This window comes from Roseospira marina (genome assembly GCF_014197855.1).
Taxonomy (GTDB): Bacteria; Pseudomonadota; Alphaproteobacteria; order Rhodospirillales; family Rhodospirillaceae; genus Rhodospira; species Rhodospira marina.
Window position 1 is genome coordinate 1 of the sequence record NZ_JACIGJ010000011.1, and the last position, 12,599, is coordinate 12,599.

Consider the following 12,599-nt stretch of genomic DNA (forward strand, 5'->3'; position numbering starts at 1 on the left):
TTCCAAACCATGGCCGCACCTCCGCGACCATCTTGACGACCTGTTACCCATGTCTCCGGTCTGTTCTGTTACCTATGTATCCGGATTGGACCCCCTCCCGGCCTCCCCCCGCCGGGGGGGGGGAGGAGATGGGCCGTCGACGTTGCCCCGGGACGACCCTGGGGAGGCCCACGCGGGCTCCAACCTCACAGCAGCACGCTCGCCAGCACCAGCCCGACCGTCACCGACACCCATGTGCAGATGAGACCCGGCAGCATGAAGCTGTGGTTCAGCAGGAACCGGCCGATCCGGGTGGTGCCGGTGCGGTCGAAGTTCACCGTCGCCAGATCGCTCGGATAGTTGGGGATGAAGTAGTAGGCGTAGACCGACGGGTAGATGCCGATGAGCGTCGCCGGCGCCACACCAAGCTGGAACGCAAGCGGTCCCAGCATCCGGGCCGTCGCCGCCTGACTGTTCACGATGATCGAGACCAGGAAGAACGCGAAGGCGAACATCCACTGGTTTTCCCGCACCATGCCCTCGACCGCCGGGCGGATGGTGTCCAGGTTGTTGGTCACGAACGTATCGGCCAACCATGCGATGCCGAAGATCGCCACCACGGCGGACATGCCGGCGCGAAACACCGGCCCGGCCACCATGGTCTTGGCGTTGACGCGCGACACCAGCACAATCGCCGCCGCCGTGGTCAGCAACGCCATCTGAATGATATCGCCCATGCCGACCGGCCGCCCGGTCTCCGGATCAGCCACCGGGCGCAACTCCGGGAACATGCCCAGGATCACGATGCAGACCAGCCCGAGCAGAAAGATGACCACGGCGCGCTTGGCCGAGGCTGGCAGTTCGCGGCCCAGCAGCGAGGCGTCCCCACCCTCCATCTCGGCGCGCAAGGCCGGGTCCGCCAGCCGGCGCTGGTATTCCGGGTCCTGGTCCAGCTCCTTGCCGACGAAGGTCTGCACCATTGCCGCCGTCAACAGGCCGACCAGGGTGGCCAGGATGGTCACCATGAGCACGTCGCCCAGGGTGTAGGGCACGCCGCGCGACTCGAACTCGGTCACCAGCCAGGCGATGGCGGCGGACAGCGGGCTCGCCGTGATGCCGAGCTGCGAGCCCACCGACGCCACCGCCAGCGGGCGCTCCGGCCGGATCCCGGTCTTGCGGGCCACGTCGGCAATGATCGGCTGCACCACATAGACGGTGTGCCCGGTGCCCACACACAGCGTCATAGTGTAGGTCACAAGCGGCCCGAGGAAGGTGACCGCCTTGGGAAACTGCCGCAGCAGACGTTCCGAAAGCTGGACCAGCCACTCCATGCCGCGCGCCGCCTCCAGCGCCGACGCCGCCGTGACGGCGGCCAGGATGATGAGCATCACCGAAATCGGCGGATCGCCCGGCACCAGCCCGAACCCGAAACACAGGATGACGACACCCAGGCCGCCGGTGATGCCCATTCCAAGGCCGCCGATCCGTGCACCGATGTACAGCGCCAGCAGCGTGATCGCCAATTGAACCCAGATCATGGCGTGCAAGCTCCTTCGTGGGTGTAACGCGGCGGGCGCACCCGCAAGCCACCGGACCGGCCCCACCGCAAGGGGTACGCACATCCGGAGCGCCCCCAGGACGACGGCACGGCGCGCCACCTGACCCGCGCGGACCAACCCCACATGCGGCAGCCAGTGTCCGCAGGCATCCCACGGCGGTCAAGGACACGTGCCGAACCGGCGCGCACACACGAAAAACGGCGCGTCGGGGGCCCCCGACGCGCCGTCATTCCGTCCGCGTGGATCGTCCGACCCAACCCGCGGCATTACATGGCCTTCGGCTCGAACACCTTTTCGCTGACGAACTTGCCGTCCTCGATCACCCACAGCTCGAAGGTGCCGGCCACATCGCCGTTGGAATCGAAGTTCTGGGACCCGGCCGCACCTTCGTAGTCGATATCCGTGCCGGCTTTCAGCAGCTCGACGGCCTTGGCGTACTCGCCCGGGTGGACGACCTCGCCGGGGGGATTGGCGACGTCGCGCAGGGCGTCGCGCACAGCCGCCGGATCGGTCGAGCCGGCCTTCACCGCGGCCAGCGACAGCAGATACACGGCGTCATAGGCGGTGTCGTGGTAGGGCTTGTCGGACTCGGCGCCGTATTCCGCCGCCCAGGCCTCGGCGAAGTGCTTGCCGCCCTCGCTCTCCAGGGACTTGGCGGTGGTGCCGAAGGTGCCGTTCAGGTACTGGGCACCCAGGGCGGAGACCAGCTCCGGCGCCTTCAGCCCGTCGGTGAAGATGAACTTGCTGAAGGTGCCGCCTTCCAGGGCCTGCCGCAGGATGGTCTGGCCGCTTTCCGGATAGGCGATCAGGACGAGATGCTCGGCCCCGCCATCGACGGCGTTCTGCAACTCGCCGCGATAAGCCGCCTGATTCTTCTCGAAACCAACCGACTGGGTCACCGTGCCACCCACGCTTTCAAACGCGCTCTGGAACGAGTCGGCCAGCCCTTTGCCGTAGTCGTTGTTGACGTACATGATGGCGACGGTGTCGATACCGCGCTCTTTGGTCACCTGCGCCAGCGCGACACCCTGCCCCGCATCCGACGGCACGGTGCGGAACAGGAAGTCGTTGTCCTCCAGCGTCGTGATGACCGGCGAAGTCGAGGCGCCGGAAATCTGAGGCACGCCGACGACGGCCGACACCGACTGGGCGATGGGGATCGTGACGCCGGACGACAGGGCGCCGACCATGCCGCTCACTTTCTCGATGGAGACGAGCTTCTGGGCCGCGTCCACGCCGGACTGGGGCGCGGTCTGCGTGTCACCCACCACGATCTCGACAGCACCGCCGTCCGCATTAATCTCCTTCTGCGCCAAGCGGATGCCGTTCAGGGACGTCTCGCCATAGGCCTGAAGGTCACCGGTCATCGGCACGATGGCCCCGATCTTGATCTCCTGCGCCTGCGCGGCACCACCCAAACCGGTGGCGATGGCGGTGGCCGTGGCCAAGCCCGTAACGGCTAGGCGGGTCCTCAAGCTGCGCGTCGTCATCGTTCGTAATCCCCGTTCTATGATCGAGTGATGGTTTGTGGCGGCGCGGCGGCATAACGGTGAGGCGCGCGCCCGGCCCCATATGGTAAGCCCCCGAAGCATAGGAAAGGCCCGTATCACCTGGCAATCCCGCATCCGTGGATCTTCCTTTCGCACCGTGGGGAGAAACGGACCGGATGAGACGGTCCCCCGCCTCCCGGGGGTTTCCCCGCGCGGGGCGGGCGGATAGAGTGCGGATCGAACGCGGCGCGGGCGCGCCCAAAGGTTCGAGAAACGCCAATACACATCTTTTTTGTCTGATTCCGGAGTGTCGCGCATGGCAGGCAGTGTCAATAAGGTCATTCTGATCGGCAACCTGGGCCGCGACCCGGAATGCCGTACCTTCCAGAACGGGGGCAAGGTCGCGAACCTGCGCCTCGCCACCACGGACACCTGGAAGGACCGCCAGACCGGCGAGCGGCGCGAACGCACCGAATGGCACAGCGTGGCCGTCTTCGGCCCGTTGGCAGACATCGCCGAGCGCTATCTGCGCAAGGGCAGCAAGGTCTATCTGTGCGGCTCGCTCCAGACCCGGAAGTGGCAGGACCAGAGCGGTCAGGATCGCTACACCACCGAGGTCGTGCTCCAGGGACCGGGCGCGGAAATGACCATGCTCGACAGCCCCCGTGGCGGCGGCGGTGGGGGTGGCGGCTACGACGCCGGACCGTCCGACAGCGGCGGCGGATACGGCGGTGGTGGCGGGGGCGGCGGTGGTGCCGGCCGGGGCGGCGGCTGGGATTCCGCACCGGCGGGCCCCGGCCCGGGCGATCCGGACGACGATATCCCGTTCTGACGCCCTGCGACGGGTACGAGACGGGGCGGACCTTGCACCGGTCCGTCCCGTCCTGTTTTCCCCGGTCGAATGATCCCTCCCCCTAGACGTCCGGCCTGTTGAACACAGGGCGACCGGACCTTACCTTGGTCAAGACAGAGGCGGAACGACGCGGAGTTACCGTCCGGTGGGGTCGGGGCAGTCGGCATGCGGAACGACGATGGTTTCGGGACATATCTGGATACGACGCGGGATCTGAACGCGCACCGGAGCCAGATGGGCGACGCTGTGTCTCCCGGACGCCGCAAGAAGGGCGCCCCGGGCTCCGTCAGTGCGTTCCTACAATCCATCGGCCCCACCGGGGCAGACCCCGCTCCCGCGCTCGGAGCGGTGCCGACGGGGGCCGTGCCGACCACGCGGGGGCCGACCACGCGGGGACTGACCACGCCGTCTCCCTTCGCCACCCCGCAACGGGCGACCAATCCGGACTCCGTCACGGCCGTGCTGCGCGCCATCGACGCCGGCCATCAGGATCCGGCCGCCCTGGTCGCGGCGGCCGGGCTCTCGCCGGGCGCGCTGCTGGCGGTTTTGCAGGGTCAGGTGTTTCGGGGCACCGTGTTTGATACCACGGACGACGACGGCACCCGCCGGTTCCGCCTGACCGAGGCGGGGCGTCGCGTCACCGCCGCGCCCTGAGCGGGGGTCCCTTCGCGGTGGCCAGTCGGTCCGTCGTGGCCGACGGCCTCACCGTGATCGATGCGGTCAACGCATCACCGGAAACGCCCGGTGTCGCGGCAACGGATCGCCGCGCTCAACGGTCTGCGGAGCAGGAGGCCGATTCGCGGCTCATGTAAGGCCGGTACTTCATATCGTCGCCCAGGATATGGCCCGTCAGCCACTCCGACAGGAACTCGAACAGGTGCCGCGCGTTCTCCTCGTCCGGAGAGGCCTGGAACTTCTGCTCAAAGCTGACGATGCGCCGACGGATGTCCCGGTGGGTGCGGACGTGCGCATCCAGCTCCGGATAGCGCGTCAAGCGCATCAGGCGCTCCTCGCATTCGAAATGATATTCGGTGTACCGCACCAGTTCATGGACGATCGCCCTCAAGGACTCGCGCGACTCCCCGCCCACTATCACCTCATGGAGTTGGTTCAGAAGAGAAAACAAGCGCTGATGATCATGATCGAGGGCCTCGACCCCCACACTCATCTCCTCCGTCCATTCAATCACGGTCATGGCCTTCTCCGACCCATCATCATAACGGGAGGCGCCCTGGATTCGCGCGCACAAGAAACAAAACCTGTCGCACCCCGGCAACGGTCCGGCGCGCAGCGCAGGCTGTCGAAGGGTCCGGCGTTGCGAAAGCGCAATGCGTCCGACCATAGTGTTACGGGCGTATACACGAAGACGGAGCATGATGGAAACGGCGCGTGGTCCTGTCGCCCCATCCCGCGCCGGGTCCCCCGACCCCAGTGCGCGTCATAGTCCGTCGGAAGACGAAACCACAGCGTGAACGTCATGAAAAGGCCGAGGGTGAAAACCGTCGGTGCCTATATTTTTTGCAGTGCAGCATAATCCGAAGGCACTGTTATTTTTTGAATTTTTCGCTTTACACCGGGCGGACAATGCGTCATATTCCGCATTGCAGCACGGGGTCCCTTCGCCCCGCGAAGCCGTGTTGTGTATCTTGGACGTTTCCTCCCTAAACTTGGGCCGCGCGACAGCGCGGCCCCCTTTTTTTGTGCCATCCTAGAACTTTGGGCACACTCGGCGCCGCCCCTTATCCACACACGGAACATCCCGCGACGCACCACGGACCAAACGCGACTCGTCCGAGTCCGAGCCGCGGGCCCGTCAATGGCGAACCGGATCGCGGACGCCGCCGTCTCGCGCCGCCTGATCGAACACGCGCTGTTCCAACCGCTCCAACAGCACGATCTGACGCTCGTCCTCGATCAGGAATCGCAACCCGACATGATCGCTGGCCACCCGAACGACCTCGGCACGGAACCGGCCCAGTGATCGGACATACACGATCGCATCGTCGCCGACCCTCGTGCGCAGAGCGGTGTCCGCCGCAAATCCAGACCCGGAAATATCCCGCAGGGGACACCGGACGTCGTATTGGGTGCTAAAAATCAGGGTGGCTGTTTCCTCGAGCTGCCAGCGTGGCAAACCGCGCCGATCCATCCGGCTCCGCGAAGCCCCCGGTCCACCATCGTCCTGCATGTCCGAACCCTTCCCCTGTCCGATCGGCCACGCCGAGTCCTGGACATAGCTTGCGCTGTTCGAACCGACCGGGCAACGCCCTTGAGGTCGCAAAAAGACAACCGGTCATCTCGCTATCCAGGCAAGGCCGACCGATGCGCGCTCACCCATGTGACCGGAGCCCCACAGCACGCGAAGCCGGGTCCCGGCGCAACCGAACTAGCGAAGGGGATTGTAGCTCTTGACCAATTCGGTCAGCGTCACGCCGATCTTGTCGCCCTCGGTGATGACCACCTCGCCCCGGGCCACCAGGATGTCGTTGGCGTAGATCTCGACCGGTTCGCTGGTCTTCTGCTCCAGTTCGACCACGGCGCCCCGGCCCAGCTTGAGAAGCTGGTTGACCCGCAGGTTCGCCTTGCCGAGCACAACCGCGATCTCCACGGGAACGCTGTAGACCGCCTGCTTGCTTTCTCGGGTGGGCGCGTTGGCCATGGCACGGGTTCCGGTTGGAGCAACAGAGCACGGACAGCACATCACGCCGGGGTCGGGCGCGGCATCCGGTTCGGGCCCAGAATGCGACCGGACCGGTTAACGAGCCCTTAGCAGCGCGCGAGCCCCGCGCCCGGCCTTCATTCCGACGCACGCGACGACGAGGACCCGGCGCGGGCGCCGTTCTGCCGCCCCGACGCGCGGACCTACAGAGACCGGGCCCGGGCGGCGGCGCCCCGCGCGTACACCATCGCCAGCCCCCAGAACAGCGCGCTGACCAGGGCGACCACGCCGGCCGTGACGCCGAAGGTGGCCGGCTGGCCCAACCAGCCAACGAGCGGCTGGCTGAACATCGGCGACACGAACTGGCCCAAGAAGATGCTCATCGTCGTGCCGCCCACCAGCCGGCCGCGCAGATGGGGCGGAGCCAAGGTCATCATCCAGTTGGTGATGTTCGGGAAGGTCGCGCCGACGCCGAAGCCGGCGAACAGCAGGGCGATCATGAACCCCACCTGCTCCTCGGCGGCCCAGACCCCGACGAAGCCGATCGCGATCATGCCGAAGGACAGCCCGAACAGGGCCGGCGGCGAGAAGACCGCGCGCAGCCGCCCGAACTGGAGCGAGGTCACGCCGCCCGCCACATTCATCGCCGCGATGGCGAACCCGGCGGCGAAGGGGGCGACGATGCCCATCTCCCGCAGCAGAAAGGGCGCCTGCGTCGGCACGATGTAGAACGTCACGTTCAGCATGAAGGCCGCAAAATAGACCAGCCCCACCAGCGACCAGCGCACATGAACCGGACCGTCCGGTGTCGGGGCCTCCGAGGCGCCCCCCGCGCGGCCCGCGCGCTCCGGGGTCGGCTCGTCCGGCTCCCACAGCACCAGCAACAGCGCCGGCAACAAGCCGAGGGCGATCATGTAGACCCCGAACGGACCGCGCCAGTGCAGCTCCGCCAGCGCGCCGCCGAGCAGCACGAACACCACCCCACCCCAGGACATGGAGGCCGCCATGTTGCCCATCATCCGACCACGGTCGGCCCCCCGATAGTAGTCCCCGATCAGCGTCACGGTGCCGGTCATGACGCAGGCCACCGCCAGGCCCAGCACCGCGCGGCCGATCAGAAGCGCGCTCAGGCTGTCGACGTACAGGCCCGTGGTGCCCCCCAGAACGTAGAGCAGCGCACCGCACACGATCACCGGCTTACGGCCCAGGCGGTCCACCGCAAACCCGGCCAGCGGCGACCCCAGGGCGATGAACAGCGCCGGCAGGGTCAGCACCATCCGGGCGAGCACCTCGACACCCTCGGTGTCCGCGAAGTGATCGTACAGCGCCGGCAGCGAGGGCGAGATGGTCGCCCCCGCCATGACGGTCAGCGCGGCCGAGCACAGCACGGTGGCGCGCACGGCCAAACGGGCAGGATCACGCATGCGGCAAACCCGTCGGGCCCCCGCTCACGTCACAGTCGGTCATGCGTCACCCTGTTCGATCAGCCGGCGCACATGCTCGCGCAACCGGAACTTCTGAATCTTGCCGGTCGAGGTCTTGGGCAGTTCGTCGAACACGATGGAGCGCGGGCACTTGTAGTGCGTGAGGTTCTCTCGGCAGAAGGCGATCAACTCAGCCTCCGTCACCTTGGCACCGTCGCGCAGCTCCACCACCGCGACCGGCGTCTCGCCCCATTTTTCGTCCGGGCGGGCGACGACCCCGCAGGACACCACGTCGGGGTGCCTGTACAGCACGCTCTCCACCTCAATCGACGAAATGTTCTCGCCGCCCGAGATGATGATGTCCTTGGACCGGTCCTTTAGCTGGATGTAGCCGTCGGGATGGACTACTCCCAGGTCGCCACTGTGGAACCAGCCGCCGGCCAGGGCCGCGTCGGTGGCGTCGGGGTTCTTCAGATAGCCCCGCATGGTGATGTTGCCCCGGAAAAACACCTCGCCGATGGTCTCCCCATCACGGGGCACCGGCTCCAGGGTCTCCGGGTGCGCCACCATCAGGCCGTCCTGAACCACATAGCGCACCCCCTGGCGCGACTTCAGGCGGGCCTGCTCCTCCATGTCCAGGGCGTCCCACTCGGCGTGCCAGGCGCACACCGTGGCCGGGCCGTAGACCTCCGTCAGGCCGTAGGTGTGCGTGACATGGAAGCCCTCCGCCTGCATGCGCGCCAGCACGCTCGCTGGTGGCGGCGCGGCGGCCGTCATCACCTTCACCGTGTGGTCGAAGGGGCGCTTGTCCGCCTCACGAGCGTTGATGACGAAGCCCAGCACGATGGGCGCGCCGCAGAAGTGGGTCACGCCGTGCTCGGCGATGCCGTCATAGATCGCCTTGGCGCTGACCTTGCGGCAGCACACGCTGGTGCCGGCCAGGGCCGCCATGGTCCATGGGAAGCACCAGCCGTTGCAGTGGAACATCGGCAGAGTCCACAGATAGACCGACTCGTGCGGCATGGTCCAGGTGACGATGTTGCCGAGGCCGTTCAGATAGGCGCCCCGGTGGTGGTAGACCACGCCCTTCGGGTTGCCGGTGGTGCCCGAGGTGTAGTTCAGCGCGATGGCGTCCCACTCGTCGTCCGGCCCGCTCCAGGCGAACGCCGGATCGCCCTCGGCCAGAAGCTCCTCGTAGGTGATGTCGCCCAGGCGTTCGCCGACGCCCCCGGCCTCCGGATCGTCGATGTCGATCACGGGGATGGACCGGCCCAGCTTGGCCAGCGCCCCCTTCACGGTGGTCGAGAACTCGCGATCGGTCAGGAGGATTTCGGCCTCCCCATGATCGAGGATGAACGCGATCTCGTCGGCGCTGAGGCGCACGTTCAGGGCGTTCAGCACCGCCCCGATCATCGGCACACCGAAATGGGCCTCGTACAGCTCCGGTGTGTTCGACCCCATGACCGCGACGGTAGCGCCCTTGCCGATGCCGCGCTGCGCGAGAGCGGAGGCCAGCCGGCGCGCTCGCGCGTCGGTCTCCGCCCAGGTGTAGCGGCGGGCGCCGTGGATAAGCGCCGTCTTGTCCGGATAGGCGAGCGCGGCCCGCTCCAGAAACTGCAACGGGCTCAAGGGCACGTAGTTGGCGGGGGTCTTGTCGAGGTGGGTCTCGTACTTGTTCGGCGTCTGGACCATGGTTTTTTGTGTCTCCCTGTGCCGCACGGGCGGTCTCTCCCTGATAGGGCAAACATAGATGGCACGAAAGAGGTGCACCCGATTCACCACGCCGCGAACGGCCCGCGAGACGCCTCCGCCACACGCCTGAACCGCGCCCGGCGCCGAGAGCGACGAGCGTGACATCTGGATCCGGGACGGTGCTCTAGCGTCTGAAACCGACGCAAATCGCCCCCAGCTTTTTTGGGGGTTGAGTCCGGATCGCCTGGAAGTGACGTCAGACGCCCGCCGTCTTCTCCGGCCAGCCGCACAGATCCGCGATGGAACAGGCCGGGCAGTCCGGCTTGCGTGCCTTGCAGACATAGCGGCCATGCAGAATCAGCCAGTGGTGGGCATGGCGGCGGTACGCCTCGGGCGTGCGCGCCTCCAGCCCGTCCTCGACCGCGCGCACCGTCTTGCCCGGGGCCAGCCCGGTCCGGTTCGCGACCCGGAAAATGTGGGTATCCACCGCGATGGTCGGCAGTCCGAACGCAATGTTGAGCACCACGTTGGCGGTCTTACGGCCGACACCGGCCAAGGCTTCCAGCGCGTCACGGTCCTGCGGGACCACGCCGCCATGCACGTCCAGCAGATCCCGAGACAGGGCGATGACGTTCTTCGCCTTGCTGTTGAACAGGCCGATGGTCTTGATGTGCTCTTTCAGGCCGTCCTCGCCCAACGCCAGCATCTTCTCCGGCGTATCGGCCACCGCGAACAGGCCCCGCGTCGCCTTGTTCACGCCCTTATCCGTTGCCTGCGCCGACAGCACCACCGCCACCAGCAGGGTGTACGGGTTGACGTACTCCAGTTCCCCTTTCGGCTCCGGCAGGGCGGCGGCGAGACGGGCGTACAACGCCTCCACGCGCGCGGACGGCAGCAGGGGCGCCACGGCGCCGGGGTCGGCGGCCTTCGGCGTGGTCGTGCGGGCGGGTTTCGGCGTCGCGGGCGTGTCGGTGGTCATGGCCGGCAGCCTACACCGACCGCCGCGTCCCGGGAAGCCGGGCGCGGGAGCCGTTGACGGGACCCCGTCCGCAACCCATCCTTTTGCCGTTCAGGGTCACCCGGAGGCGCATGGTCCCCGTCGGCGCCCGGTCCGATCCCGAACGCGGCCCCTTCCCCGGAGATCCTCATGAGACACCAGACCGACAATCCTGTTTTTGACCCCGCCTATCTGGGAACATCGGGCCGTTATCCGGCCCGGCACGTGGAAATCTGCTGGAACCGGTCGGAAAACTTCCTGGTCAAGGACGTCGAGGTGGTCCTGGTCCCAGCCGACGCCGACAAAGAGTCGACGCAGTGGGCGCGCTTCATCAGTTGGCGCAAGAAGTGGGGCGGCCATCTCGGCAATCATTCCTGCGACGAGTGGATGGAGCCCACCGGGGTCTCCCCGGCCGAGGTATTCGGCGTTCTGCTCAGCAGCGGTTTCGTCGACACGCTGGAGCTCCAGGTCGCCCTACGGGAGTTCTCCGCCATCGAGGAATGCGACTGGGCGCGCGAGATGCTCAACGGCTTCCCGGTCGAGGAAGATGCCCCCGATTGGGCGTAGCCCCTCCGTCCGCGCCGTTGACGGCTCTGCGGGACCGTGGCAAGGGACGCGCGCGGCTGGTATCGGAACAGCCCCCACGCAGACAGGATGGGCGGAAAGGAGAGGTCATGCCAACCACGGCGATTCGGGAAACCCGTCTGCCCAGCGGCCTTCGGGTGCTCACCGATCCCATGGACACGGTGGAGACGGTGTCGGTCGGGGTGTGGGCCGACGTGGGCGCGCGCCACGAGCCCGCGCCCCTCAACGGCGTCTGCCACATGCTGGAGCACATGGCCTTCAAGGGCACGCGGCGGCGCTCCGCCCTCGATATCGCGGTCGAGATGGAGGACGTGGGCGGCAACATGAACGCCTACACCTCACGCGAGCACACCGCGTTCTACGCCAAGATGCTAAAGGATGACCTGCCCCTGGCCGTCGATATCCTGGCCGATATCCTTCAGCACTCGGTGTTCGACCCGGAGGAGCTGGCGCGCGAACAGGGCGTGGTGGTGCAGGAAATCGCCCAGTCCATCGACACGCCCGACGACATCGTGTTCGACCACTTCCAGGCGACGGCTTACGGTGACCAGCCGCTGGGACGGCCGGTTCTGGGCACGGTGGAGACGGTCGAGGGGCTGAATTCGGACACCATCGGCGGCTTCCAGCACACCCATTACAGCCCGGACCGGCTGGTGGTCGCCGCCGCCGGCCGGGTCGATCACGACGCGCTGGTCGATCTGGTCGGGCGCCAGTTCACCGCCCTGAACCCACGCCCGGCCAAGGGCGATCTGCACGCCCACTACACCGGCGGCGAGTACCGCGAGTCGCGGGACGTGGAGCAAACCCAGGTCGTACTGGGATTCGAGGGTGTGGCCTACGACGACCCGGACTATTACGCCACCGTGATGCTGGCGACCCTGCTGGGCGGCGGTATGTCGTCGCGCCTGTTCCAGGAGGTTCGGGAAAAGCGCGGCCTCGCCTACACCGTCAACGCCTTCGCCAGCTCCTACATCGACGGCGGGCTGTTCACGCTCTACGCCGGAACGGGGCCGGAGGACGTCGCCGCCCTCACCCCGGTGCTGTGCGAGGAGATCGGCAAGGTGCGAACGCGCGTCGCGGCCGACGAGGTGGCCCGCGCCCGCGCCCAGCTTCGCGCCGGAATCCTGATGGGCCAGGAAAGCACCACCGGCCGCTGCGAACAGCTCGCCCGGCAGATCCTGGTCTATGGCCGGCCGATCTCCAACGAGGAGGTTCTGGCGGAGCTGAACACCATCGACGAGGCGGCCATCGTGCGCGTCGCCAACCGGGTGTTCAGCACCGCCCCCACCCTGGCCGCACTGGGATCCATCGACGGCATGGTCTCTTTGGAGCGCCTGAAGGGCTGGATTTAGCCCCAGACG

General features: G+C 67.2%; 12 protein-coding genes. 4 read left to right on the forward strand and 8 right to left on the reverse strand.

Going from position 1 to position 12,599, the window contains the following annotated elements:
- Positions 1 to 185: 185 nt before the first annotated feature.
- Both GGD82_RS13980 and GGD82_RS13985 read right to left on the reverse strand, forming a co-directional pair.
- Positions 186 to 1,517: an anaerobic C4-dicarboxylate transporter gene (locus GGD82_RS13980; RefSeq protein ID WP_150062962.1), complete on the reverse strand. Its 1,332-nt coding sequence runs from the start codon at positions 1,515 to 1,517 to the stop codon at positions 186 to 188.
- Between the two features lie 287 nt (positions 1,518 to 1,804).
- Complete coding sequence (locus GGD82_RS13985; RefSeq protein ID WP_150062961.1) at positions 1,805 to 3,028, reverse strand: ABC transporter substrate-binding protein; 1,224 nt, start codon at positions 3,026 to 3,028, stop codon at positions 1,805 to 1,807.
- A gap of 316 nt (positions 3,029 to 3,344) precedes the next feature.
- On the opposite strand from GGD82_RS13985, the gene ssb reads away from it, so the two are divergent.
- A complete protein-coding gene (ssb, locus tag GGD82_RS13990) occupies positions 3,345 to 3,860 on the forward strand; it encodes a single-stranded DNA-binding protein (RefSeq protein WP_150062960.1) in 516 nt (171 codons plus the stop codon).
- Between the two features lie 186 nt (positions 3,861 to 4,046).
- Positions 4,047 to 4,535 (forward strand): hypothetical protein, encoded by a 489-nt coding sequence (locus GGD82_RS13995; RefSeq protein WP_150062959.1) that lies wholly within the window; start codon positions 4,047 to 4,049, stop codon positions 4,533 to 4,535.
- A gap of 115 nt (positions 4,536 to 4,650) precedes the next feature.
- Here GGD82_RS13995 and GGD82_RS14000 read toward each other — a convergent pair whose 3' ends face one another.
- The 6 genes from GGD82_RS14000 to nth form a co-directional block, all read right to left on the reverse strand.
- Positions 4,651 to 5,076 carry a bacteriohemerythrin gene (locus GGD82_RS14000; RefSeq protein ID WP_170284343.1) on the reverse strand — a complete coding sequence of 142 codons (426 nt, stop codon included), beginning with the start codon at positions 5,074 to 5,076 and terminating at the stop codon, positions 4,651 to 4,653.
- A 618-nt stretch (positions 5,077 to 5,694) separates the two neighbouring features.
- Positions 5,695 to 6,069, reverse strand: coding sequence for a PilZ domain-containing protein (locus GGD82_RS14005; protein ID WP_150062957.1), 375 nt, complete (start codon positions 6,067 to 6,069; stop codon positions 5,695 to 5,697).
- 198 nt (positions 6,070 to 6,267) lie between these two features.
- Positions 6,268 to 6,540 (reverse strand): flagellar motor switch protein FliN, encoded by a 273-nt coding sequence (fliN, locus tag GGD82_RS14010; RefSeq protein WP_150062956.1) that lies wholly within the window; start codon positions 6,538 to 6,540, stop codon positions 6,268 to 6,270.
- A 203-nt stretch (positions 6,541 to 6,743) separates the two neighbouring features.
- Complete coding sequence (locus tag GGD82_RS14015) at positions 6,744 to 7,964, reverse strand: MFS transporter (protein WP_150062955.1); 1,221 nt, start codon at positions 7,962 to 7,964, stop codon at positions 6,744 to 6,746.
- A 39-nt stretch (positions 7,965 to 8,003) separates the two neighbouring features.
- A complete protein-coding gene (locus GGD82_RS14020) occupies positions 8,004 to 9,656 on the reverse strand; it encodes an acyl-CoA synthetase (RefSeq protein ID WP_150062954.1) in 1,653 nt (550 codons plus the stop codon).
- A 256-nt stretch (positions 9,657 to 9,912) separates the two neighbouring features.
- The gene (nth, locus tag GGD82_RS14025; RefSeq protein WP_246163935.1) at positions 9,913 to 10,551 is read right to left on the reverse strand and encodes an endonuclease III; all 639 of its coding nucleotides are present in this window, start codon (positions 10,549 to 10,551) and stop codon (positions 9,913 to 9,915) included.
- Positions 10,552 to 10,803: 252 nt separating this feature from the next.
- Here nth and GGD82_RS14030 point away from each other — a divergent pair, with 252 nt between their 5' ends.
- Complete coding sequence (locus GGD82_RS14030) at positions 10,804 to 11,220, forward strand: hypothetical protein (protein ID WP_150062952.1); 417 nt, start codon at positions 10,804 to 10,806, stop codon at positions 11,218 to 11,220.
- 107 nt (positions 11,221 to 11,327) lie between these two features.
- Positions 11,328 to 12,590 (forward strand): M16 family metallopeptidase, encoded by a 1,263-nt coding sequence (locus GGD82_RS14035; RefSeq protein ID WP_150062951.1) that lies wholly within the window; start codon positions 11,328 to 11,330, stop codon positions 12,588 to 12,590.
- Positions 12,591 to 12,599 lie beyond the last annotated feature (9 nt).

Coding starts and splice junctions, on each gene's coding strand:
- GGD82_RS13980 (WP_150062962.1), bottom strand. CDS start 1,517: ATGATCTGGGTTCAATTGGCGATCACGCTGCTGGCGCTGTACATCGGT.
- GGD82_RS13985 (WP_150062961.1), bottom strand. CDS start 3,028: ATGACGACGCGCAGCTTGAGGACCCGCCTAGCCGTTACGGGCTTGGCC.
- ssb (WP_150062960.1), top strand. CDS start 3,345: ATGGCAGGCAGTGTCAATAAGGTCATTCTGATCGGCAACCTGGGCCGC.
- GGD82_RS13995 (WP_150062959.1), top strand. CDS start 4,047: ATGCGGAACGACGATGGTTTCGGGACATATCTGGATACGACGCGGGAT.
- GGD82_RS14000 (WP_170284343.1), bottom strand. CDS start 5,076: ATGACCGTGATTGAATGGACGGAGGAGATGAGTGTGGGGGTCGAGGCC.
- GGD82_RS14005 (WP_150062957.1), bottom strand. CDS start 6,069: ATGCAGGACGATGGTGGACCGGGGGCTTCGCGGAGCCGGATGGATCGG.
- fliN (WP_150062956.1), bottom strand. CDS start 6,540: ATGGCCAACGCGCCCACCCGAGAAAGCAAGCAGGCGGTCTACAGCGTT.
- GGD82_RS14015 (WP_150062955.1), bottom strand. CDS start 7,964: ATGCGTGATCCTGCCCGTTTGGCCGTGCGCGCCACCGTGCTGTGCTCG.
- GGD82_RS14020 (WP_150062954.1), bottom strand. CDS start 9,656: ATGGTCCAGACGCCGAACAAGTACGAGACCCACCTCGACAAGACCCCC.
- GGD82_RS14030 (WP_150062952.1), top strand. CDS start 10,804: ATGAGACACCAGACCGACAATCCTGTTTTTGACCCCGCCTATCTGGGA.
- GGD82_RS14035 (WP_150062951.1), top strand. CDS start 11,328: ATGCCAACCACGGCGATTCGGGAAACCCGTCTGCCCAGCGGCCTTCGG.